At 59.2% G+C, this 23,126-nt stretch carries 23 protein-coding genes and 1 pseudogene; 12 read left to right on the forward strand and 12 right to left on the reverse strand.

From position 1 onward, the window contains the following. Window positions 1–10: 10 nt before the first annotated feature. Entirely contained in the window at window positions 11–1,174 is a 1,164-nt protein-coding gene (locus AC1RPZ_RS22975) for an isovaleryl-CoA dehydrogenase (protein WP_493139668.1), read from the reverse strand. Between the two features lie 250 nt (window positions 1,175–1,424). On the opposite strand from AC1RPZ_RS22975, the gene AC1RPZ_RS22980 reads away from it, so the two are divergent. After that, entirely contained in the window at window positions 1,425–3,122 is a 1,698-nt protein-coding gene (locus AC1RPZ_RS22980) for an AMP-binding protein (protein WP_493139670.1), read from the forward strand. Window positions 3,123–3,790: 668 nt separating this feature from the next. Here AC1RPZ_RS22980 and AC1RPZ_RS22985 read toward each other — a convergent pair. The 3 genes from AC1RPZ_RS22985 to AC1RPZ_RS22995 all read right to left on the reverse strand — a co-directional run bounded on the left by AC1RPZ_RS22985 (window position 3,791) and on the right by AC1RPZ_RS22995 (window position 6,273). Beyond that, window positions 3,791–4,690, reverse strand: coding sequence for a hydroxymethylglutaryl-CoA lyase (locus tag AC1RPZ_RS22985; protein WP_493139672.1), 900 nt, complete (start codon window positions 4,688–4,690; stop codon window positions 3,791–3,793). Between the two features lie 31 nt (window positions 4,691–4,721). Further along, window positions 4,722–5,120 (reverse strand): MerR family transcriptional regulator, encoded by a 399-nt coding sequence (locus AC1RPZ_RS22990; protein WP_429540243.1) that lies wholly within the window; start codon window positions 5,118–5,120, stop codon window positions 4,722–4,724. Between the two features lie 223 nt (window positions 5,121–5,343). Continuing rightward, window positions 5,344–6,273, reverse strand: a complete 930-nt coding sequence (locus AC1RPZ_RS22995) for a LysR family transcriptional regulator (protein ID WP_493139675.1) — start codon at window positions 6,271–6,273, stop codon at window positions 5,344–5,346. Between the two features lie 177 nt (window positions 6,274–6,450). On the opposite strand from AC1RPZ_RS22995, the gene AC1RPZ_RS23000 reads away from it, so the two are divergent. Then, window positions 6,451–7,680, forward strand: coding sequence for an acyl-CoA dehydrogenase (locus AC1RPZ_RS23000; RefSeq protein WP_493139677.1), 1,230 nt, complete (start codon window positions 6,451–6,453; stop codon window positions 7,678–7,680). An 86-nt stretch (window positions 7,681–7,766) separates the two neighbouring features. On the opposite strand, the gene ftrA is transcribed toward AC1RPZ_RS23000, so the two are convergent. Further along, complete coding sequence (gene ftrA / locus AC1RPZ_RS23005) at window positions 7,767–8,744, reverse strand: transcriptional regulator FtrA (protein ID WP_493139679.1); 978 nt, start codon at window positions 8,742–8,744, stop codon at window positions 7,767–7,769. Window positions 8,745–8,844: 100 nt separating this feature from the next. On the opposite strand from ftrA, the gene AC1RPZ_RS23010 reads away from it, so the two are divergent. Next, window positions 8,845–9,279, forward strand: a complete 435-nt coding sequence (locus AC1RPZ_RS23010) for a rhodanese-like domain-containing protein (RefSeq protein WP_493139680.1) — start codon at window positions 8,845–8,847, stop codon at window positions 9,277–9,279. An 87-nt stretch (window positions 9,280–9,366) separates the two neighbouring features. Here the strand turns inward: AC1RPZ_RS23010 and AC1RPZ_RS23015 are convergent, their stop codons facing one another. Then, the gene (locus AC1RPZ_RS23015; protein ID WP_493139682.1) at window positions 9,367–10,008 is read right to left on the reverse strand and encodes a type 1 glutamine amidotransferase; all 642 of its coding nucleotides are present in this window, start codon (window positions 10,006–10,008) and stop codon (window positions 9,367–9,369) included. A 112-nt stretch (window positions 10,009–10,120) separates the two neighbouring features. On the opposite strand from AC1RPZ_RS23015, the gene AC1RPZ_RS23020 reads away from it, so the two are divergent. After that, on the forward strand, window positions 10,121–10,831 hold the full coding sequence (locus AC1RPZ_RS23020) for an alpha/beta hydrolase (RefSeq protein WP_493139684.1): 711 nt from the start codon (window positions 10,121–10,123) through the stop codon (window positions 10,829–10,831). A gap of 9 nt (window positions 10,832–10,840) precedes the next feature. Here the strand turns inward: AC1RPZ_RS23020 and AC1RPZ_RS23025 are convergent, their stop codons facing one another. After that, the gene (locus AC1RPZ_RS23025; protein ID WP_493139686.1) at window positions 10,841–11,419 is read right to left on the reverse strand and encodes a DcrB/PsbP domain-containing protein; all 579 of its coding nucleotides are present in this window, start codon (window positions 11,417–11,419) and stop codon (window positions 10,841–10,843) included. Between the two features lie 285 nt (window positions 11,420–11,704). Here AC1RPZ_RS23025 and AC1RPZ_RS23030 point away from each other — a divergent pair, with 285 nt between their 5' ends. The 6 genes from AC1RPZ_RS23030 (at window position 11,705) to mnmH (ending at window position 16,257) form a co-directional block, all read left to right on the forward strand. Continuing rightward, window positions 11,705–11,872, forward strand: coding sequence for a metallothionein (locus tag AC1RPZ_RS23030; RefSeq protein ID WP_493139688.1), 168 nt, complete (start codon window positions 11,705–11,707; stop codon window positions 11,870–11,872). Between the two features lie 117 nt (window positions 11,873–11,989). Beyond that, window positions 11,990–12,778 (forward strand): AraC family transcriptional regulator, encoded by a 789-nt coding sequence (locus tag AC1RPZ_RS23035; protein WP_493139690.1) that lies wholly within the window; start codon window positions 11,990–11,992, stop codon window positions 12,776–12,778. A 92-nt stretch (window positions 12,779–12,870) separates the two neighbouring features. Next, window positions 12,871–13,044: a DUF1427 family protein gene (locus tag AC1RPZ_RS23040; protein ID WP_071554717.1), complete on the forward strand. Its 174-nt coding sequence runs from the start codon at window positions 12,871–12,873 to the stop codon at window positions 13,042–13,044. A gap of 31 nt (window positions 13,045–13,075) precedes the next feature. Then, window positions 13,076–14,032, forward strand: coding sequence for a quinone oxidoreductase family protein (locus AC1RPZ_RS23045; protein WP_493139692.1), 957 nt, complete (start codon window positions 13,076–13,078; stop codon window positions 14,030–14,032). A 93-nt stretch (window positions 14,033–14,125) separates the two neighbouring features. Further along, window positions 14,126–15,160 carry a selenide, water dikinase SelD gene (selD, locus tag AC1RPZ_RS23050; RefSeq protein WP_493139694.1) on the forward strand — a complete coding sequence of 345 codons (1,035 nt, stop codon included), beginning with the start codon at window positions 14,126–14,128 and terminating at the stop codon, window positions 15,158–15,160. Further along, window positions 15,160–16,257 carry a tRNA 2-selenouridine(34) synthase MnmH gene (mnmH, locus tag AC1RPZ_RS23055; protein ID WP_493139695.1) on the forward strand — a complete coding sequence of 366 codons (1,098 nt, stop codon included), beginning with the start codon at window positions 15,160–15,162 and terminating at the stop codon, window positions 16,255–16,257. Before selD ends, mnmH begins: the two co-directional genes overlap by 1 nt. Before the next feature lie 42 nt (window positions 16,258–16,299). On the opposite strand, the gene AC1RPZ_RS23060 is transcribed toward mnmH, so the two are convergent. After that, window positions 16,300–17,355: a permease gene (locus AC1RPZ_RS23060; RefSeq protein WP_493139696.1), complete on the reverse strand. Its 1,056-nt coding sequence runs from the start codon at window positions 17,353–17,355 to the stop codon at window positions 16,300–16,302. 92 nt (window positions 17,356–17,447) lie between these two features. Beyond that, window positions 17,448–18,122, reverse strand: a complete 675-nt coding sequence (locus tag AC1RPZ_RS23065) for a histidine phosphatase family protein (protein WP_493139698.1) — start codon at window positions 18,120–18,122, stop codon at window positions 17,448–17,450. Between the two features lie 329 nt (window positions 18,123–18,451). Between AC1RPZ_RS23065 and AC1RPZ_RS23070 the strand changes: the two genes are divergently transcribed. Beyond that, a complete protein-coding gene (locus AC1RPZ_RS23070; RefSeq protein ID WP_493139700.1) occupies window positions 18,452–19,150 on the forward strand; it encodes a glutathione binding-like protein in 699 nt (232 codons plus the stop codon). A 242-nt stretch (window positions 19,151–19,392) separates the two neighbouring features. After that, the gene (gene hemB / locus AC1RPZ_RS23075; RefSeq protein WP_493139702.1) at window positions 19,393–20,367 is read left to right on the forward strand and encodes a porphobilinogen synthase; all 975 of its coding nucleotides are present in this window, start codon (window positions 19,393–19,395) and stop codon (window positions 20,365–20,367) included. An 18-nt stretch (window positions 20,368–20,385) separates the two neighbouring features. Here hemB and AC1RPZ_RS23080 read toward each other — a convergent pair whose 3' ends face one another. From AC1RPZ_RS23080 to AC1RPZ_RS23090, 3 genes and pseudogenes are all read right to left on the reverse strand, one after another. Beyond that, window positions 20,386–21,915, reverse strand: coding sequence for an FAD-dependent oxidoreductase (locus AC1RPZ_RS23080; protein WP_493139704.1), 1,530 nt, complete (start codon window positions 21,913–21,915; stop codon window positions 20,386–20,388). A gap of 45 nt (window positions 21,916–21,960) precedes the next feature. Next, window positions 21,961–22,070, reverse strand: a pseudogene (locus AC1RPZ_RS23085) (SphA family protein); the annotation flags it as partial. Between the two features lie 218 nt (window positions 22,071–22,288). Then, window positions 22,289–22,948: a methyltransferase family protein gene (locus AC1RPZ_RS23090; protein WP_493139706.1), complete on the reverse strand. Its 660-nt coding sequence runs from the start codon at window positions 22,946–22,948 to the stop codon at window positions 22,289–22,291. Between the last annotated feature and the right edge of the window lie 178 nt (window positions 22,949–23,126).

Here is a 23,126-nt window from a genome sequence, read left to right on the forward strand (position 1 = left end):
GACAGCTCCGTTAGCGGGTTTCGTTGAACAGTTCGCGACCGATCAGCATGCGACGGATCTCACTGGTGCCCGCGCCGATTTCATACAGCTTGGCGTCACGCAGCAGACGGCCTGCCGGGAATTCGTTGATGTAGCCGTTACCGCCCAGAATCTGGATTGCATCGAGGGCCATTTGTGTGGCGCGCTCGGCGCTGTAGAGGATCACGCCGGCAGCGTCCTTGCGGGTGGTTTCACCACGCTCGCAGGCCAGGGCCACCGCGTACAGATAGGCGCGGCTGGCATTGAGCTGGGTGTACATGTCGGCGACCTTGCCCTGGATCAGCTGGAATTCGCCGATGCTTTGCCCGAATTGTTTGCGGTCGTGGATGTACGGAACGATGAGGTCCATGCAGGCCTGCATGATCCCGGTTGGCCCGCCGGAGAGCACCACGCGCTCGTAGTCGAGGCCGCTCATCAGCACTTTCACGCCACCGTTGAGCACGCCGAGGATGTTTTCTTCGGGGACTTCAACGTCGTCGAAGAACAGCTCGCAGGTGTTCGAGCCGCGCATGCCGAGCTTGTCGAATTTGTTGCTGCGGCTGAAGCCTTTCGAGTCACGTTCGACGATGAAGGCGGTGATGCCGTGTGGGCCCTTTTCCAGGTCGGTCTTGGCGTAGATCACGTAGGTGTTGGCGTCCGGACCGTTGGTGATCCAGGTCTTGCTGCCGTTGAGCACGTAATGGTCGCCACGTTTGTCGGCGCGCAGTTTCATCGACACCACGTCGGAGCCGGCGTTCGGTTCGCTCATGGCCAGGGCACCGACGTGTTCGCCGCTGATCAGCTTCGGCAGGTACTTGGTTTTTTGTTCGTGATTGCCGTTGCGGTTGATCTGGTTAACGCAGAGGTTGGAGTGCGCGCCGTAGGAAAGGGCGACCGAGGCCGAGCCGCGGCTGATTTCTTCCATCGCTACCACGTGCGCCAGATAGCCGAGGCCGGCGCCGCCGTATTCTTCTGGAACGGTAATCCCCAGTAACCCCATGTCGCCGAATTTGCGCCACAAGTCAGCCGGGAACAGGTTGTCGATATCGATCTGTGCGGCGCGTGGGGCGATCTCTTTGCTGACGAAGGCACGGACCTGGTCACGCAGCATGTCGATGGTTTCGCCGAGGGCAAAATTCAGGGTCGGATAGCTCATGGGGCACCTTCAAACTTGTTTTTATAAATGGAGACTCGGCCTGCGAAGTGCGCCGAATCGACTGTCACCTTTACGTTAACGTAAGCCTGTGACGAATGGCTGTCAATCACCCTTTACGTTAACGTCAACTTGAGCGAGAGTAGAGGCAGTTTCGAGGTTGAAAATCGAACCGTTTGCGTAGGAGCAGCTAAGCCTGTCACCGGCAAAGGTTCAACCGTCTCACCCACTAAAAAAGACAATAGGGGTCGTCATGGATCAACACAGTGCTCACCCACAGCACAGCTATAGTCGTGGTTCGCAGGACAAAGCCTTGCTGGCGATGACCATTGGTCAGGCGTTCGATAACACCGTCGCGAAGTACCCGCAGGGCGAAGCATTGGTGGTGCGTCATCAGCAACTTCGCTTTAGCTGGACGCAATTGGCCGAAGCCGTCGATTTGCACGCCAGGGCCTTGCTGGCGCTGGGCTTGCAGACCGGTGACCGTCTCGGCATCTGGGCACCAAACTGTGCGCAGTGGTGCATCAGCCAGTTCGCCAGCGCGAAAATCGGGGTGATTCTGGTCAACATCAATCCGGCCTACCGCAGCTCCGAACTTGAGTACGTGCTGAAGCAGTCCGGTTGCCAATGGCTGGTGTGTGCCGGCTCGTTCAAGACGTCCGATTACCACGCGATGTTGCGAGGCCTGGTGCCGGAACTGGCCGAACAATCCATAGGTCGCTTGCAGTCCGAACGCCTGCCGGATTTGCGTGGTGTGATCAGCCTCGACGCGCAGCCGCCCTCAGGTTTCCTGCCGTGGTCGCAACTGACGGATCTCGGTGCCGGAGTGCCGGTCGAACAGCTCAAGGCACGCCAAAACAGCCTGCATTTCGACCAGGCGGTGAACATTCAATACACCTCCGGCACCACCGGTTTCCCCAAGGGCGCGACCCTCAGTCACTACAACATCCTCAACAACGGTTACATGGTCGGCGAAAGCCTTGGGCTGACCGCCAACGATCGTCTGGTGATTCCGGTGCCGCTGTATCACTGCTTCGGCATGGTCATGGGTAACTTGGGTTGCGTCACCCATGGCAGCACCATGATTTATCCCAACGATGCGTTCGACCCGTTGTTGACGCTGACCACCGTTGCACAAGAGAAAGCCACCGCGTTGTACGGTGTGCCGACCATGTTCATTTCGATGCTTGATCAACCGCGCCGTGCAGAGTTTGACCTGTCGACGCTGCGTACCGGGATCATGGCCGGGGCGACCTGCCCGATTGAAGTGATGCGTCGGGTCATCAGCGAAATGCACATGAGCGAAGTACAGATTGCCTACGGCATGACCGAAACCAGCCCGGTGTCGCTACAGACTGGTCCGTCAGATGACCTGGAACTGCGCGTCACCACCGTCGGCCGTACCCAGCCGCAGCTGGAAAGCAAAATCATCGATGAGGCGGGCAATCTGGTGCCCCGTGGGACCATCGGTGAGTTGTGCACCCGCGGTTACAGCGTGATGCTCGGTTACTGGAACAACCCGCAAGGCACGGCCGAGGCGATCGATCAGGCGGGCTGGATGCACACCGGCGATCTGGCGACCATGAACGAAGACGGCTACGTCTGCATCGCCGGACGTAACAAGGACATGATCATTCGCGGTGGCGAGAATATTTACCCGCGAGAGCTGGAAGAGTTCTTCTTCACTCACCCGGCAGTGGCGGATGTGCAGATCATCGGCATTCCCTGTGAGAAATACGGTGAGGAGGTCGTTGCCTGGATCAAGTTTCATCCGGGCCACAGCGCCACTGAGCAAGAGTTGCAAACCTGGTGCAAGGAGCGGATTGCACACTTCAAGACGCCGCGTTACTTCAAGTTCGTCGAGGAATTTCCGATGACCGTGACCGGCAAGATCCAGAAGTTCAAGATGCGTGAGATCAGTATCGAGGAGTTGAAAGCCAACAAAGGTTAACGACAATCCTGTGGGAGCGGGTTTGCTCCGGGCGGCGATCCGACGAAAGCGGTCTATCAGTCACATCAATGCTGGATGTGCTGCCCCCTTCGCGAGCAAGCCCGCTCCCACAGGATGAGCGGCCAAAACCCAAACGCCAGAAAGCACAAAGGGGAGCCGAAGCTCCCCTTTAATTTGTCGTTGCGTGCTCTTTTTTTATTATTGAGGGGCGGTCTGTTGTTGTTTTTGGCAACCGTGGCCCTTTACAGCTGTTTTGGGTGACCCCCATCCGGGGTCAAGAGCAAACGTATTTTTTTGAGCGCTGATCTGCCTTTTCGCCAAGCGATCCAACCAGTTCGGGAGCTACCTGAAGGTAGTTTTGTTGTTCTCTGCCCGGTTGCGGGTTACTGCAAGCAGCACCCTGAAAAGCACACCTTCTCCAAAAAAATCTGTTAGCTGCGTCTCTGCCGTGTTGTTTTTGTTATGTCAGAGTCGTTACGTCTTATTTTTATTAGGTTTGCTGCTTTTTATTCTTGTTATGCCATAGAGATAGCAGAAGCCATGCCAACTTTTTAAAGTCATTTAAAATCAATCACTTAACATTTTGTAGGACGATTCGTTCATAAAAATTCGGTCAGATTGTTTCCGTGTTACTCGTTTTGTTGCGGGGGCGGTAACACCCGGATACATCACTTGGCGCTACGGGCCTTGGCCACGCGTGAACCGGTCGGGCGGCCCAGGACATTACAGATCTGTTGGCCGGCCAGAATCAGTTTTTCCATGTCGACGCCGGTCTCGATGCCCAGGCCGTTGAGCAGGTACAGCACATCTTCGGTGGCGACGTTACCGCTGGCGCCCTTGGCGTACGGGCAGCCGCCGAGGCCGGCGATGGAACTGTCAAATACTGCGATCCCTTCCAGCAGACTGGCATAGATGTTGGCCATGGCCTGACCGTAGGTGTCGTGGAAATGCCCGGCCAGTTTGTCCCGTGGCACATCGACTGAAACCACCTCGAACATCTTGCGTGTTGCGCCAGCGGTGCCGGTGCCGATGGTGTCACCGAGGGACACCTCGTAGCAGCCCATGGCGTACAGCTCGCGCGCAACCATCGCGACTTGCGCAGGCGCCACGTCACCCTCGTAAGGGCAGCCGAGCACACAGGACACGTAACCGCGCACGCTGACGCCGTGTTGTCTGGCGGCGTCCATGATCGGCACGAAACGCTCCAGGCTTTCGCTGATCGAGCAATTGATATTGCGTTGCGAGAAGGCTTCGGACGCGGCCGCGAACACCGCGACCTCCTTGACCCCGGCAGCGATCGCGTCTTCGAACCCGCGCAGGTTCGGTGCCAGTGCGCCGTAGGTCACGCCGGGTTTGCGCTGGATCTGCGCGAAAACCTCTGCCGAGCCGGCCATTTGCGGCACCCATTTCGGCGATACGAAACTGCCGACTTCTATATAGCCAAGGCCAGCGGCACTGAGTGCATCGACCAACTGCACCTTGTCCGCGACGCTGATGGGTTGGGCTTCGTTCTGCAAACCATCGCGTGGGCCGACTTCGATCAGGCGTACGTGGGTGGGGAGGGACATAAGGAATTCACCTGTTGTTATGTGGGAACGATCAGACCGTCTGCTGGCTCTTGATCGTCTGTTCCAACGCCTGGACGCAGCGTTCTTCAGCGGTGTCGAGTTCCAGTTTCATCTGCTCGATGTCCAGCAGCTGCTGTTCAAGCTGTTCACGGCGTTCGGTGATTTTCGCCAGCATGCTGTGCAACTGTTTCTGATTGCCACTGGTGGGGTCGTAGAGTTCGATCAATTCGCGGCATTCGGCCAGAGAAAAGCCGATGCGCTTGCCGCGCAGGATCAGCTTCAGGCTGACCTTGTCGCGCGGCGAGTAGATGCGTTCCTGGCCACGGCGCTCCGGGCTGAGCAGGCCTTGCTCTTCGTAAAAGCGAATGGCGCGGGTGGTGATGTCGAGCTCGCGGGCGAGGTCGGAAATGCTGTAGGTCTGGCTACTCATGGGCGCGCTCGAAAAAGAGGTCATGGCGCTAAGCTAATGTCAGGTTGACGTAAACGTCAAGGGTGTTGATCTTCATTGTCATAACCGGCCTCTTCGCGAGCAAGCCCGCTCCTACACTAAACCGAGTTCGAGCATCAAATCCTATGTTCAACACCGATACAGTGTGGGAGCGGGCTTGCTCCGGGCGGCGATCCGACGAAGAACGATAACGCGGTCCAATGTCTTACGCTTTATCCAGCTTCTTCTCATGCGCCGTCACTTGCTGGCACAACTCGATCATCTGCTCGCGCATCCAGCGGTTGGCCGGGTCCTGGTCGGTGCTTTCGTGCCAGTAAAGGTGGGTTTCCACCGGCGGCACATCATTGACCGGCAGATGAAAGGCGTGCAGGTCATGACGGCGGGCGAAACGTTCCGGCACGGTCATCACCATGTCGGTCTGCTGCAACACCTGCGAGGCCATCAGATAATGCTGCGAACGCAGGGCGATCTTGCGCTGGATGCCCATTTTTCCCAAGGCCAGGTCGACGTAACCCAAGCCGCTACGACGGCTGGAAATGTGTACATGGGTCAGTGACAGGTAGTCGTCGAGGGTGAATTTTTCCTTACTCGCCAGGGGATGGCCCTTGCGCATGGCGCACACGTAACGGTCTTCCATCAGCTTGACGTGGCGCACTTGCGGGTCGGTGTTGAGCGGTGCGTCGACAGCAAAGTCCAGGCGGCCGGCGGCGAGCTCCTTGGTGGTCTCGCGGCGTTTGGACAGGAAACTCTCAATGATCACCGTCGGCGCCAGCCGCCGCAGACGCTGGAACAAAGGCGGCAGGATCACCGCTTCGGTGAGGTCGGTCATGCTGATGCGGTAGGTCTTGACCGCCTGCAGCGGGTTGAAAATCCGGCTTTCCTGCACCGAAACCCGCAGCAGCGACAAGGCGTTACGTACCGGGCCGATGATGTTCTGCGCCATGGGCGTAGGCACCATGCCCTGGGCGGTACGCACGAACAACGGGTCGTTGAAGGTCTCGCGCAGGCGGGCCAGAGCGTTCGACACCGCCGGCTGGGTAATGCCGACAATCTGCCCGGCGCGGGTCAGGTTGGCTTCGGTGTAGATCGCGTCAAAGACGATGAAAAGGTTGAGGTCGACCTTGCTTAGATTCATGGCGTTTCGCTCTTGGTTTTTGTTATAGGGGCAGGTGGGCTCGATCAGTCGATCATATATCGGTGATGAATGTTAATACACGCCGAGAATAGGCTAGGTAAATTATCAACGCTGATCTAGCATCGATTCATGACCTCAACAACGTCTTCAACACCTCGTCAAAAAAGGTAACTGCCCATGGATTTCGCCTATTCGCCCAAGGTTCAGGAACTGCGTGAACGCGTGACTGCGTTCATGGATGCTTATGTTTATCCAGCCGAAGCGGTGTTCGAACGCCAGGTCGCCGAAGGCGATCGCTGGCAGCCGACTGCAATCATGGAAGAGCTGAAAAACAAGGCCAAGGCCGAAGGCTTGTGGAACCTGTTTTTGCCGGAGTCCGAGCTGGGCGCCGGCCTGACCAATCTCGAATACGCGCCATTGGCGGAAATCATGGGCCGCTCCTTGCTCGGGCCTGAACCGTTCAACTGCTCGGCGCCGGACACCGGCAACATGGAAGTGCTGGTGCGCTACGCCAATGAAGAGCAAAAGCAACGTTGGCTGGAGCCGCTGCTGCGCGGCGAGATCCGTTCGGCGTTCGCCATGACCGAGCCGGACGTAGCGTCCTCCGACGCCACCAACATGGCCGCCCGTGCGGTGCGTGATGGCGACGAGTGGGTGATCAACGGCAAGAAGTGGTGGACCTCCGGCGCGTGCGATCCACGCTGCAAAATCCTGATTTTCATGGGCCTGAGCAACCCCGACGCACCGCGCCACCAGCAGCACTCGATGATTCTGGTGCCGGTGGATGCTCCCGGCGTGAAGATTGTTCGTCCGCTGCCGGTGTTCGGTTACGACGACGCGCCTCACGGTCACGCCGAAGTGCTGTTCGAGAACGTCCGCGTACCGTATGAAAATGTGCTGTTGGGTGAGGGTCGTGGCTTCGAGATCGCCCAGGGGCGCCTTGGCCCGGGCCGGATTCACCACTGCATGCGCTCGATCGGCATGGCGGAGCGGGCACTGGAATTGATGTGCAAGCGTTCGATCAACCGCACCGCCTTCGGTAAACCCCTGGCGCGCTTGGGTGGCAATATCGACAAGATCGCCGACTCGCGGATGGAAATCGACATGGCGCGGCTGCTGACCCTCAAAGCCGCCTACATGATGGACACCGCGGGCAACAAAGTGGCGAAAAGCGAAATCGCCCAGATCAAGGTGGTTGCGCCGAATGTTGCCTTGAAGGTCATCGACCGGGCGATTCAGATCCACGGTGGCGCGGGTGTCTCCAACGATTTCCCGCTGGCCTATATGTACGCCATGCAACGTACGCTGCGTCTGGCCGATGGCCCGGACGAAGTGCACCGTGCAGCGATCGGAAAGTTTGAAATCGGCAAATACGTGTCGAAAGAAATGCTGCGCAGCGGGCACTAAGTCCGGGCGCTGCACCTCACCCGCAAACGGCGTGCTGCTCTGTTTGCGGGTGATCGCATTTTCAGCTTCCCCTCAATCGAAAGCAATCACATCGACAGCGCTTTCACCTCGCGGCCAAACCGCTCCCGATACACCGACGGCGGCAACCCGACCACGCTGCGAAACGCCACCCGGAAACTCTCCACCGAACGGTAACCACATTGCAACGCGATGGACTCGGTGTTGTGGGCGCTGCTTTCCAGTAATTCCCGAGCACGCGCCAAACGTTGCTGTTGCAGCCAGGATTTGGGCGAGGCACCGGTGGCTTCGCTGAAACGTCGCAGAAACGTTCGCTCGCTCATGGCCGCCTGGCTCGCCAGTTCGCGTACGCCCAATGGTTCATGCAGGCGCTCGCGGGCCCACTGCATGACGCGCGACAGATCGCTGCGGGGTGTGCGGCTGACGGGGGCGGGAATGAACTGCGCCTGACCGCCGGTACGTTGCGGCGACATGACCAACCGGCGTGCCACCGAGTTGGCCACCTGGGTGCCGAAGTCCCGCGCCACCAGATGCAGGCACGCATCCATGCCGGCGGCGCTGCCGGCGGACGTGATCAACTGACCCGCATCGACATACAGCACATCGGGGTCGACCAGAATGTTCGGGAAGCGCTCGGCCAGTTCCTCGGTATAGCGCCAGTGAGTCGTTGCGCTCAGCCCGTCGAGCAGCCCCGTGGCCGCGAGTACAAACACCCCGGAACAGATCGACAGCAGTCGCGCACCTCGGGCATGGGCCTGGCGCAGGGCCGAAAGCAGCGCTTCGGGCACCGCCTCACTGCGGCTGCGCCAGCCGGGGATGATGATGGTTCGCGCGGTCTCCAGCAGTTCCATGCCGCCGTCTGCCAATACCTGAATGCCGCCCATGGCGCGCATCGGTCCCTGATCGACGCCGACGATCCGGTGTTCGTACCAGCGGAAGTCGAACTCCGGCCGTGCCAGGCCGAAGATCTCCACGGCAATTCCGAACTCGAAAGTGCAGAGACCGTCGTAGGCCAGAATCGCGACTAATCCGGGTTCAGTGTGCATTTGGCGGAAAATTCCCAGTGAGTGTCTTGTGCGCCACTGTAGCGGTATCGGCTTGTTGGATACAGTCCTCTCACGCCCACATACGCTTTGGAGAACACCCATGACCAGTCTGGTTCGCGACATTCCTGCCGCTCCATCCGCTGTTGCCCTGATGCACTTCAGCAACCGCCTGACCTTTGAAACCGACTGTTCCGACGTTTTTGGCAGCCAGCAGGCCGGTGACGTGGACTTCGTTCTGGTGGATGTGCGCGGTCCATTGGCGTTCGAGCGCGGGCATGTGCCGGGTGCGATCAACATTCCTCAGCGCTTGATCAGCGCTGAACGACTGGCGGCTTACCCGAAAACCACGCTGTTTGTGGTGTATTGCGCCGGCCCTCACTGCAACGGCGCGAATAAGGCTGCGGTGAAACTCGCGGCTCTGGAATACCCGGTCAAGGAAATGATCGGCGGAGTAACCGGGTGGCTGGATGAAGGCTTTGAGTTGAGCCGCGCGGTTGAACGACCTGTCAGTGCGGCGATTGGTTGCGAATGCTGATGAGGCTTTAAAGATCGCAGGCTTCACCAGCTCCAGAAGGGTTTCTGGTTCGATGGAGCTGCCGCAGGCTGAGATCTTCAACTAACGCTACGCTGCACGCCACTCGTCGAGCGTCGCTTGCAACCAGTCGAACACCTGGCGGTAAGCGGCGCTGTCGTCCTGATCCCGCGGCAGGGGCGATTCTTCGCCAAAGTGAGCGTTGAGTAGCGCTACCGACTCGGAGTTCCATTCGGGGTGAAACTGCAATCCGACGTGGGTCGAGCCCACTGCGTACATCTGTTGCTCACACACGGCGCTGCTGGCCAGTAAGCGTGCGTCTGGTGGCAGATCAATCGCATCCTCATGCCATTCCAGTACCTGCAATGCGCGCCCGTCGGCGAACGTGACCTTGGTCCAGCCGGTTTCGGTCTGGGCCATTCGCCGCACGTTCCCACCCAGGCTCAACGCCAGCAACTGAGCACCCAGGCAAATGGCGAACACGGGCGCGCCCTGCGCGATGCTTGCGGCCAGCCACCGACGTTCCTCGGCCAGCCACTCGGGACCTGCGTTGGCTTCATAGGGCCCGCCCAGAATGATGACCGGCGCAGCGCCTGCTGGAGGGAGCTGGCCAAGGTCGGCGCGGAACACCTTCAGCGTCAGCCCCCGGGACTCGGCCCAGTCGTCAATCGCACCCGGGCCTTCGGCGGGGTGGTGCTGGATCAGGTTCAACGAAGTCGAATGCTCGGGCATGGCGCTGCTCTCTGGTGACGGTGAATTGGGTGAGTGGTTGGGGGCGGTTTTCGGGAGTGCTTCTTGTGGTGTTAGGCTTTGGCGCGAATTCGTCGTCTTTCTAGGATGGTCCATGTTCAGGTTTTTTGCTGTGTTGATGTTGTTGGTGTCTTCGGTTGCCCATGCGGCGCTCAACGACGATTTGCCGTTGCCGTACCTTGAGCAATCCAACCCTGATTCGCGCAATCAGCCGTTGGTGATTTTTCTCCATGGCTCGGGGAGTAACGAAGAGGACCTGTTCGACATCAAGGACGAGTTGCCGACGCAATACACGTATCTGTCGGTCCGCGCGCCGCAGGCGGTGGAGGCGGACAGTTATCAGTGGTTTCGCAAGAAGGGCGAAGGCGCTTATGACGGTGATGCCGATGACGTCAACAGTAGCACTGCGCTGATTGTCGATTTCGTGGCGCTGGCGGCGAAGAAGTATCACACCGAGGCCGATAAGGTGTTTCTGGTGGGGTTCAGCCAAGGCGCGATCATGTCGTATGAAGTCGCCTTGCGTCATCCCGAGACAGTGCGCGGGATTGCAGCGTTGAGTGGCAAGGTTCTGCCGGTGTTGCGGTCGCAGCTCAAGGCCGACAAGGCGCTTGAGCCGCTGGCGATTTTCATCGGTCACGGGACGGCCGACCTGAAACTGCCCTACAGCGATGGCAGCGAGGCCAACAGCCTGTTGCAGAGCATTGCGCTCGCGCCTGAATTTCATGCTTATCCGGGCATCGGCCACACCATCAGTGCGACCGAAATGCAGGATTTGAACGCCTGGCTGTTGCGGATCAATCAGTAGCCGGGCGGCTTACTGTTCGCCAAGGATCTGTTTGACCAGTGCTGCATGCCCGGCCTTGTCGTCGGCGCGGGAGATGATCTGGATCAGCATCATGCGCGTGCCGGAGCCGGCCAGCAGGCTGGTGTTGAGGGTCGGCCCGCCGCCTTGGGTGGCGGTGCTGTCGATCTGGCGCAGGCCGAGGCCTTTGACGGTCAGGCTTTTTTCGCTTTGTTTGTTGAAGTCAGACAAGGCTGCACGTTGCTGAGTGGCGAAACCGGAGACTGACTCATCGAGGAATGCGGCGTCGTTGTCTTTGACGTTCAGGCCATTGGGCAAGGTGTTTTCGGCGACGATCAGTACGGTTTTGCTCGCCTGATTGGTGTACATGGTGCCTTCAGCGCCGGAAGTCCCCTTGGCCGCGTCGCCGCCCGCCAGTGGGTTGGCAATAAAACCCTGGGGCAGGGTGAAGGCGAATTTGCCGCCCAGTGCCGAGACTTTTTGTGACGGCGCGGTTTTCGCGGCTGGTTGCTTGGCGGCGTACACGCTGACGGCAGCGAGGCTGGTGACCGCTGTCAGGAACAGGACAACAGCCTTTTTACTAAACGACATGCAAACTCTCCGGGGTAATCGCGGTGGCGGCGATCATCCCACGGCCAACCGTGATCACTCCAGCACGATCTTGAGTCATGGCGCGAGAGGCGACGTGAGGTCGCGATCAAGGCTTGAGCGTAGTGTCAGCACCGCCAGCGAGCTTGGTCGATACCCGGCTTCGTCACACCATCGACTACCCTAATGGGTGAGCGAGGGCCGCGTATCACGTCGTCGGGTGCGGTCATTGCTTCAGGTGCGGCATCGGTGCCGCCTCTGGACGACCACACGCATGGAGTCAGATTAATGAAAGCAACGACCTGCGCCTGCCCCAACTGCAACTGCAAACTGGGTGAGCACTCTATCGTCCGCCACGGTAAACACTATTGCTGTGAGGGCTGCGCCAAGCATCATGAGCACGGCGAAGCCTGCACCTCAGCGGGTTGCCAATGCGCCAAGGGGACTCACGGCTGAAAACCTCCGCCTGAACGTGGAGGCGGTTGCGCTCCACGTTGAGCGGGTGTGTCAACTGGCAGCAATCGCGGTGCCTCGTTACCATTAGGCCCTCTGCCTCTATCACGATCCTTGCCCATGGCCCTTGCCGCTCCGCCTGATCTCAGCGACACCGATGTGCCGGTGCAGCCGTTGGCGCGCACCTATCCGCGCGGCTTGTATATCGAGCCGCACGAGCACGTCTGGGGGCAGTTGCTGTATGCGATGAGCGGGGTGATGTGGGTCGAGACACCCGCTGAAGCGCTGGTGGTACCGCCGCAACGGGCGGTCTGGTTGCCGCCGGGCGTGGTGCATGGGATTCGCGTGGTGTCGGACTTGCAGATGCGCAATATCTACCTGCGTCCTGAGTTGGCCGCGACCCTGGACAGCAGCGTTCAGGTGATCGAGGTCGGTGGATTGCTGCGCGAGTTGATTCTCGGGTTGGTGGATCAGGATGACAGTGGGCCGGCGGATTACTACGAGGCGCTGGTGGGGCTGGCGTTGCTGGAACTGAAGCGGGCGAAACGTTCACTGCTGAAAATTCCCATGCCGGGCAACAGCGAGCGGCGTTTGGTGAACCTCTGCCAGGCGGTCATGGCCGCACCGTCGCTGGACATCCCCTTCGAGCAGCACGCCGAAAATGCCGGCGCCAGCGTGCGGACCCTGGCGCGGTTGTTCAAGGATGGATTAGGCATGGGCTTTGCCGAGTGGCGGCGTCAGGTGCAATTGGCGGTTGCGGTCGCCGAGCTGATCCAGGGCGTGCCGGTCAGTGCAATCGCTCTCGATCTGGGCTATTCGCCGAGCAGCTTCAGCGACATGTTTCGCCGCGAGCTGGGCGTTCCACCCTCGCAACTTTCCCGAAAAGGCGATTTCAGCTCAGCGCCGTAGAACGGCATTTGGCCGAAATCCTGAAGTACTTGGCCGATCGCTTTAGCGGCGACTCTCTAGACTCTATGCATTCCCCATGCACGGAGTTCAGCATGAACTACCTCATTTCACTGGCCATTGGTCTTGGCGTTGGCCTGCTTTACGGCGCACTGGATTTTCGTTCGCCCGCGCCACCGGCCATCGCATTGGTGGGGTTGCTGGGCATGTTGGCCGGCGAGCAGCTGTGGCCAATGGGTCGGCAGCTGGTCGCTGGCTGGATCTCCTGAAACCCTCTTCATTTATCAGATGGACGTTCCCATGAAAGCACTGCAATTCGATAAAACCGGTGATCTGGCGGCCCTGCATTACGTTGAGGTGCCGACCCCGGTTCCGGGCGCCAACGAGGTGTTGGTGCAGATCAAGGCTGCTGGCCTGAACCCCAGCGATGTGAAGAACGTACTCGGACGTTTTCCCTACACCACGCTGCCGCGGATCCCCGGTCGCGACTTTGCCGGTGTGGTGATTGAAGGGCCGCAGGCGCTGGTCGGTCAGGAAGTCTGGGGCACGGGCCGTGAGTTGGGCTTCTTTGCCGATGGCTCCCATGCGCAATACGCGAAACTGCCGGCCAAGGGCGTGGCCCTCAAGCCGAAGCATTTGAGTTTTGCCCAGGCGGCCAGCCTTGGCGTGCCTTACACCACCGCGTGGGATGCGCTGGAGCGCAGCCTGGTGACCGCGCAAACCCGTTTGCTGGTGATCGGTGGTGGTGCGGTGGGGAGCGCGGCGTTGGCGCTGGGGAAAATTCGTGGCGCTCAAGTGTTGGCCGCAGCGCGGCGTCCGGAGCAGGTAAAGGCCTTGCAGGCTCAGGGTTTTAACACGATTCAACTGGAAACACCGGAGGTGCTGGGTGCTCAGGTCAATGTGGTTTTCGCGGGTGGTGCCGACGTGATTTTCGACACCACAGGTTTCTGGCTGCCGGCGGCGGTGGCGGCGCTGGCCACTTTCGGCCGCATCGCAATCATCGCCGCACCCGTCGACGGGTATGTGCAGCTGCCGGCGCTGGCGCTGTATCGCCGTGGCGGTTCGGTGGTCGGGATCAACTCGTTGCTGTACGGCGTCGAAGCCTGCGCGGCGATGCTGAAGCAGTTCGGCCGGTTCTTTGATGACGGGTTGTTGCCGCTGCCGGAAGGACTGGTGGAATCGCCGCTGGCCGAGGGGCTTGAGCGTTATGCCGAGGTGAATCAGGGCAGCGGCGACAAGGTGATTTTGTTGCCTTGACCCAATCGCCACACTGCGGCCGGCCAGGTATCTGTCAGCGTTTGCACGATGCTCTGGTAGAATCGCTCAACTTGAATTCCAGAGGTGCCTCCCATGAGCGAGCCGATTCGCCTGACCCAATACAGCCACGGCGCAGGCTGTGGCTGCAAGATTTCACCTCAGGTGCTGGAGGTGATTCTGGCCGGTAGCGGTGCGCAGAATCTCGACCCGAAACTCTGGGTGGGCAATGCATCGCGCGACGACGCGGCGGTGTATGCCATCGACGACGAGCGTGGCGTGGTGTCGACCACTGACTTCTTCATGCCGATTGTCGATGATCCGTTCGATTTCGGCCGCATCGCTGCCACCAATGCCATTAGCGACATCTACGCCATGGGCGGTGATCCGCTGATGGCGATTGCGATCCTTGGCTGGCCGGTCAACGTGCTGGCGCCGGAGATTGCCCGGGAAGTGATTCGCGGCGGTCGCTCGGTCTGTGATGAGGCGGGTATTCCATTGGCCGGCGGGCATTCGATCGATGCACCGGAGCCGATCTTCGGCCTGGCAGTCACCGGGCTGGTGCAAAAGCGCCACATGAAGCGCAACGACACCGCCACCGCCGGTTGCTTGCTGTACCTCACCAAACCGCTGGGCATTGGCATCCTCACAACCGCCGAGAAGAAGGGCAAACTGCGCGCCAGCGACGTGGGCCTGGCCCGTGACTGGATGTGCACCCTGAACAAACCCGGTAGCCGCTTCGGCAAACTCGACGGTGTGACTGCGATGACCGACGTCACCGGTTTCGGGTTGCTGGGGCATCTGGTGGAAATGGCCGATGGCAGCGCTGTGACCGCACGTATTTATTACGACCGGGTGCCACGTCTGCCGGGTGTTGAGTACTACCTCGATCAAGGCTGTGTGCCGGGTGGGACCCTGCGTAACTTCGACAGTTATGCCGACAAGATTGGACGCGTACAGGAACTGCACAAGCGTGTGCTGTGCGATCCGCAAACCAGCGGCGGTTTGCTGGTTGCCGTGACGCCCGAGGGCAACGAGCAGTTTCTCGCTGTTGCCGCCGAGCTGGGTCTGAACCTGGCGCCGATCGGTGAACTGGTTGAGCGACAGAGCAACGCGGTAGAGGTGATTTGATGCCCATCGATATCACGGATTACCGCGACATCTTCCTCAATGATCGGCCGATGATGGATACCCGCGCGCCGATCGAATTCAGCAAGGGCTCATTCCCTGGGGTGATCAACCTGCCGCTGATGAACGACAACGAGCGGGAGCGCATCGGTACTTGCTACAAACAGCAAGGCCAGCAGGCGGCGATTGCCTTGGGGCAGCAGTTGGTGTCCGGTGACGTCAAAGATGCTCGCATTCAGGCCTGGACTGAATTTGCCCACGCCCATCCGCAGGGCGCTCTCTACTGTTTTCGAGGTGGCTTGCGTTCGCAGATCGTCCAGCAGTGGCTCAAGGAAGCAGCCGGCATCGATTACCCGCGGGTCGGCGGTGGTTACAAAGCGATGCGTACTTTTTTGCTGGAGACAGTTGATCAGGCGGTCGAACAGTGCGACTTCGTTTTGCTGGGCGGTATGACTGGCTCTGGAAAAACCGAAGTGCTCGTCCAGCTGAACAACGGTCTTGACCTGGAAGGTCATGCTAATCACCGTGGCTCCAGCTTTGGCAAACGCGCAACCGGGCAGCCCACCAATATCGATTTCGAAAACCGTCTTGCGGTCGATGTACTGAAAAAGCGCGCCAAGGGCATCGAGCAGTTCGTGCTGGAAGATGAAAGCCGCATGGTCGGCAGCTGTGCCTTACCGCTCCCGCTGTATCAAGGCATGCAACGGTTTCCGATGGTTTGGCTGGAAGACAGCATGGATAACAGGGTCGAGCGCATTCTTAAGGATTACGTGATCGACTTGCATGCGGAGTTTGTTGCCGAGTACGCAGAGCAGGGTTTTGCGCTGTTTTCAGAACGTTTGCTATCGAGTCTGAGCAACATCCATAGACGCTTGGGGGGCGAGCGCTATCAGCGACTGATGACACTGATGGAAGAGGCTCTGGCACAGATGGCCCGTACTGGCCAGGTGGAATTGTTCCGTCATTGGACTGAGCTGTTGTTGAGCGAGTATTACGACCCGATGTACGCCTTCCAGCGCGAGAAGAAAGACGCCCGAATCGAGTTCGTCGGTGAACAGGCGGCGGTGTTCGAGTATTTGCGTGAGCGCGGTAACCGTTAATCCAAGACGCAGGCGCTAGCTAACCAGCGCCTGCAATCCCCTTTAAAGCACCAACGCCCCGATCAGCCCGCAAATCACGCCAATCAACATGGTCAGCACGGCCACGGTCAGCAGCACCCGGGTGTCGAAGTCTTTACGCAGCATCAGCAGCGACGGCAGGCTGATGCTCGGCAAGGTCATGAGCAGCGCCACGGCCGGTGCGGTACCCAAACCCAAGGTCATCATGGTTTGCACGATGGGGATTTCCGCAGCGGTGGGGATCATGAACAGTGTGCCGACGATGGCCAGCGGTATCAGCCATAGCAAGCTGTCAGCCATTGCACCGTCAACGTGAGGGAACAGCCAGACCCGGGCGGCGCCCAGAACCAATACTGCCAGCACATAGATCGGAATAGTGGTCCAGAACAGTTGCCACAAGGTCCGCGCCCAGCGGCTCAGGAAGGGTTGGGCGTCGGTTGTGCGGGTCGCTTCGGCCACCGCTTCCAGCGCCGCCTCCGGCATGTAATCGGGGCGTGAGATGCGTTGGGCGACCAACGAAACACCCAGCACCAGCACAATCCCCGCCACCAGCCGCAGTGCGGTAAAGCCCCAGCCGAGTACGAAGCCCATGAACACCAGCGTTGCCGGGTTGAGTACCGGGTTGGCAATCCAGAACGCCAACGCCGCACCCACCGAGACGTTTTGACGGCGCATGCCTGACACCACGGGCGCGGCGCAGCAGGTGCACATCATGCCTGGCAGGGCGAACAACCCACCGCGCAAGGTCGAAGCGAAACCGGTACGGCCGAACAATCTCAGCAGCCAGTCTCGTGGAATCAATACCTGCAACAGCGAACCCAGAATCACAGCCAGTACGGCCGCTTTCCAGATCGCCAGGAAGTACACCTTGGCGTACGTCAGTGCAGCGGCGAGCGGCGCGGTTTGTTCATCGTTGAGGATCGAGGCGCCGATACTGTGGCTGTCAGCAGCCACGAAAGCCTTGAGGTAGTAGGGCGACCACTTGACGTAGTAGAGGCCGATACAGGCGACCAGCAGGAACAGGGCGGGTTTCCACCAGAGCGCCAAGCCCCGGTTGGGGATCGCTAAGGAGTTGGACATGCAGAGGCTCCGGACAATAGGGACAGTGGCGCATCATACTCCAGTGCAGTCTAGTCCAGAGGCTCGGATAACGGTGGGCACAAGCCGACCCATTATGTCGGACATGTCTGCGGGCCATTGTTCAGACCCTGCTTGTAGCCGTGGCTGAGCAAGGTGACCTTGCCGTTGTGCCAGGTCAGAGTCAGTACGTACAACGAGTCGAAATCGTCGGATGGCCAGTCGTCGAGAAGGGGGCGTTTCTCACCGATGGCCTCTTCAGCCACCTTATTGATCAACTTCGGCAGATAGCCATGGGACCAGGCCGTGTAGATGATCGAGTTGTGGTACTTGTCGTGAAGCAGTTCGTCGGCCAGTTCGCCGATGTCGTTGACCGAATACTCGATGTTCACCGGCAGCCCGAGTTTGATCGCGGTGGGGCTGATGGTCAGTAGTGGTCGGAGGTAGCTGTAGGAGTTGTCGAACTCGCCTTCCTCTACATTGCGTGTTGGATTGGCGGCAAACACGTAATTGGCCTTGCCGAACTTCTCAGGCAGTAGCTGTGCCAGGTTGATGGCACGGTTCAGGCCCTGGCAGTTCAACTGACCGAGACCTCCGGCTGGTTTTTCTGCGTGGCGTAAAAACACCAGGGTTTGGGTGCCGTCAGCCGGTCGAGCGAAACTCTTGCTGACTTCCAGCGACAGGAACAGGACGCAAGCTATGAGTAAGGCCGCACAGAATACAATGGTGCGCGGCTTCAGGTTTTTAACGAAGTTCAGGTGCTTTTTCATTGAGTTATTATTCTTCAGCTCATTTGATTAAGGCTGACAAAACATCACATTGAGCGCTCTCGGCTTCAAGTGTTTTTCATGTCGTGGGGCCGATTCGTCTAACGCAAGGGCAGCCTTGAGAGTCCGCAGGTACCCTTTGGTTCGATTCGAAACGGCGCGCTTTACTTTATCTGCGGGACCGTGCGGGCCGCCGGGAAGGTTATCGACAGAATGTTTCTGATTTAGCCCGCCCCGATCAGCGCCGTGCCTATAATCTAGCCGCCTTAAAGGCCGGGCATCTGCCGCGACCAAGGCCATCATCGCCATTCAATTGTCACTGGATGTTCACCATGACCGATCTGTCTGCATTCCCGATCACTGAAAAATGGCCTGCGCAGTTTCGCGAGTGGATACAGCTCTATTCCTTGCCGACACCCAACGGCGTCAAAGTCTCGATCATGCTCGAAGAAATCGGACTGCCTTACGAGCCCCACCGGGTGGGTTTCGACACTAATGATCAGCTGTCTCCAGCATTTTTGTCGCTGAACCCCAACAACAAGATTCCGGCGATCCTGGACCCTCATGGGCCGGATGATCAGCCACTGGCGTTGTTCGAATCCGGGGCGATTCTGATCTACCTCGCCGACAAAAGCGGGCAACTGCTGGCGCAGGAATCGGCCGCACGATACGAGACGATTCAGTGGCTGATGTTCCAGATGGGCGGCATCGGACCGATGTTTGGTCAGTTGGGCTTCTTTAATAGATTTGCCGGTAAGGATTACGAGGACAAGCGCCCGCGTGATCGCTACGTCAACGAGAGCAAGCGTTTGCTGAAAGTGCTCGACGGCCGCCTGGAAGGCCGCGACTGGATCATGGGCGAGCGTTACACCATTGCCGATATCGCGACTTTCCCTTGGGTGCGCAACCTGATTGGCTTCTATGAGGCGGGTGACCTGGTTGGGATCGAGAACTTCCCGAATGTATTGCGTGTGCTGGAACGCTTCCTGGCACGGCCGGCAGTGATTCGCGGGCTGGAAATTCCCAAGTAACGGCAAACAGCACCACTCCAGAGCGGCGCTTTGGAGTGGCGTCCTGTCCCGGATCCGTCGGGGTTGTCGCCATGCGAGGAAGTGTCTGTGGGGCTTTTGGCTGGCAAGCGCCAGACTGTTACCGAATCGGAAATAAACTTTTCCTGAGGTTACGTTTGTATCGGTGGGGGAGAGGGGCATAAGCTCCCCTCCTTTACGACTTTTGTCTTGTCCAGGCCGTTGGCCTCCTGCCAGGAAATCCCATGTCCAGCCAGTTCCCCGAAGCCCGTCCGCGCCGTTTGCGCCGCAATCCGCAGTTGCGCAGCCTGTTCCAGGAAACCGAGTTCACTCTCAATGACCTGGTGCTACCGATCTTTGTCGAAGAGGAAATTGACGATTTCGTACCGATTACCAGCATGCCCGGCGTGCGGCGGATTCCAGAATCGAAACTGGCCGGGGAAATCGAGCGCTATGCACGGGCGGGCATCAAGTCGGTGATGACCTTCGGGGTTTCTCATCATCTGGATGGCAGCGGCAGCGACACCTGGAATGAAAACGGTCTGGTGTCGCGTATGGCGCGGATCTGCAAGGACGCGGTGCCGGAGATGATCGTGATGTCCGACACCTGTTTTTGCGAGTACACCGATCATGGTCACTGCGGGGTGATGCACGCGGGTGAAGTCGACAACGACAAAACCCTGATCAACCTCGGCAAGCAAGCCGTCGCCGCCGCACGGTCCGGGGCCGACGTGATTGCGCCTTCCGCGGCGATGGACGGGCAGGTCCAGGCCATTCGCCGGGCGCTCGACGAAGCCGGTTTCAGCCAGACCTCGATCATGGCTTATTCGACCAAATTTGCCTCGGCGCTCTACGGTCCGTTCCGTGAAGCCGGCGGCAGCGCGCTCAAAGGTGATCGTAAAAGTTACCAAATGAACCCGATGAACCGCCGAGAGGCCGTGCGTGAGTCGCTGCTTGACGAGCAGGAAGGCGCCGATGCACTGATGGTCAAACCGGCCGGTGCGTACCTGGACATCATCCGTGATATCCGCGAAGCGTCGCGTTTGCCGTTGGCGGCTTATCAGGTGAGTGGTGAGTACGCGATGATCAAGTTCGGCGCTGCCGCCGGTGCCATCGATGAAGACCGCGTGGTGCGCGAGAGCCTGGGTGCGATCAAGCGTGCGGGTGCGGACCTGATCTTCACCTACTTTGCGATGGACCTGGCGTTGAGCGGGATCTAAGCCGTCGGTGTGCCATTGTTACCAGAGGAACGGTTTAATCCCGTGGTCCCGGAAGTAACGCTCGATGACTTTCGGGTCGGCGGACAGGTCGGCGACGGCCACATAACTGTCAGGCCTTAATAGATAGAAGCCATTGCGCGCCAGCCCGGCGGCTTCGTGAGTTGGATGCCAGTCGAAAATGTGCAGGGCCAGGTGATGTTCGGCGCACCAGGCAAGCATTTCTTCGCTGGTGTCGCCGTACACATGAACCTGCCAGTTCAGGCTTGCCAGGCTGTTGAAGTTATCGGTCTCGCTGTCATGTGCCCAGGGCAGGCGATCACCACCGAAAACATGGCCCGCGTGACCTTCGCTCAGAGGCATCCCGCGATAATTCAGGGTGATTTGCGACACCGTACGAAACAGATACTCGCGCGCCAGTTCAAATGAGACCATTTTGGGCAACAGAAATGGTGCAACGCGGGTGCGTATCAGATCGGCCATTGCGCCTTCAGCAGAGACGAAATTGAACACCCGATCGGTGGTCGCCACCAGTCGCCGGGCAAAGGCCATGCGTTCGACTTCATAACTGTCGAGCAGTTTGTCGTTGGCTGCTCCATTGAGAACGGCGGCGAGTTTCCAGGCGAGGTTGATTGCGTCGCCAATACCGGTGTTCATACCCTGGCCGCCGGCGGGGCTGTGCACGTGGGCGGCATCCCCCAGCAAAAAGGCGCGCCCGAAGCGGAAGGTGTCCGCGACCCGGTGATGAACCCGGTAGGTCGAGAACCAGTTGACCTTGTGTACCTGAACCTTCAGGTGTTCGATGGCCCGGCTGCTGACGTCTTCAAACTTGAGGGTTTCGGCCTGTTCCGCGCGTTCGTCGCGCACGGTTCCGATCAGTCGCGCATGACCTTCGCTGGCCAACGGGAAAACCGCCAGAAAGTCTGCCTCATCAAGGTCCGCGTGCAATTCACCATTGAACACTGGACCTGAGGCCTCGACGTCGGCGACATAAAACACTTGCTGATAGGTGCCACCGGGGAAGCCAATATCGAGTGCCTTGCGCACAGTAGAACGAGCGCCGTCACAACCCGCCAGGTAGCAGGCCTGACAGGTATGCTCCTGCCCGTCGGGCAGGAGTAGCTGCGCGGTGATGGTGCCGCCGTGTTCGATGAAACCGGTCAGTTCGGTATTGCGCTCGACCACCACGCCGAACTTCTCCAGGCGTTCGATCAATAACCGCTCGTGCTCGTCCTGTGGGTAGACTTCCAGGAACGAGTAAGGGGTGAGGTCTTTGCCGATGTCTTCGAACGGTAATCGCGCCACCGGTTTGCCTTTGACCCACAGATTGACCGCCGGCACTTTGTGGCCGTTTTGCACCACGGCCTGACTGAGGTCGAGCTGGCGGTACAACTCCAGCGTGCGTGCCTGAACCGCCAGGGCGCGCGAAGTGGTGCCGGGTGCGCTGGTCTTGTCGAGGATGCGCACCCGGATTCCCAACTTGCTGAGCCAAAGCGCCAGGACCAGTCCTGTGGGGCCGGCGCCAATGATCAGTACGTCGCTGCGGTTCATGTCGTTGCCCTCGCTCGAGAGTCCCGCGCAACGGTGATGTTGCGCTTAGAGGAGCGCCAATGTCAGGTTGACGCTGACGCCATTGCCTTCCGGTCGGTTGATTGAATCGAATTCGGGCACCCGGCGGCATTGACGCTTGCCTTGGCATCGGCGTACTGCAGGGGAAGACCAATGGCCGAAACCCATTAGCAAGAGCGGCAAGGACGCATGGAGGAAAGAAACTCTTATCATGGTGGGTCTCTTGGTAAAGCGTTTATGACGGCTCAGAACAGCCCGGCAACAACATTGCGAACCAGGGTGTATCCAGTTTAGATCCGATTGGCCGAGGTGCTTGCCCGCTAAGCGTTGGCTGTGCCAGTAGCGGGCTCTGCTCTTAATAGAGCCCGGGGATGAGCCGCCAGGTCTTCGCGCAGTAAGCCTCGTACTCAGCGCCAAACTGACTGCGCAACAAGGCTTCTTCGGCGTTTATGCGGGCGATGAGGGCGGGGAGCAGCAGGAGGGTGAGTACGACCCCGACGCTGGAACGAAAGGCCAGCGCCCAGCCCAGGGCGTTGACTAGCATCCCGAGATAACTCGGGTTACGCAGCGTTCGGTAGATACCCTCAGTCACCAGTGTATGCCCAGGCTGAATGGCAACCAGGCCACTGAAGCGCTTGCCGAGTACGAATACTGGCCACATCCGCAATGCACCACCCGCAATGAATAGAATCGCGCCAACCCAGCGTATACCTTCGCCACCGAAGGTCCAGAAATCCACTCGGTCGGTATAGGCCGGTATAAACGCGGACAGCAGACCGATCACCCCAAATACCGGCAGCACCCAACGGTTGGTCCGGTCTTCACGTACCCCGGAACTCAAATTGCCTTCTGTCAGCAGTGCCAGTCCCGTCATCACCAGTGTCGCAAGGACAATGACCGCCAGGGCTGGATGAGAGAAAAACGCAGCAAAACCACCCGATCCGAGAATGGCGAGTCCGAGATAGAACACGGTTGCTGCAATGCTGAACGCGGCCAGCTTCAGGGAGATCTTCATGGCGAGGTTGCTCGCTGGGCGGACTCTATTAAGCGTAGTGGGATCAGGCGGATTGCGGTGCCTGATCGGCTGCTTTCGCCAGTCAGTATAGAAAAGCCAAGTTAAGTGTTGACGGCAGATTCTGGACGTCTATAATTCGCCCCACTTCCGGCGCAGTCGAAACGGAAAACTCCTTGGT

This window comes from Pseudomonas sp. GW822-FHT02D10 (assembly GCF_058802345.1).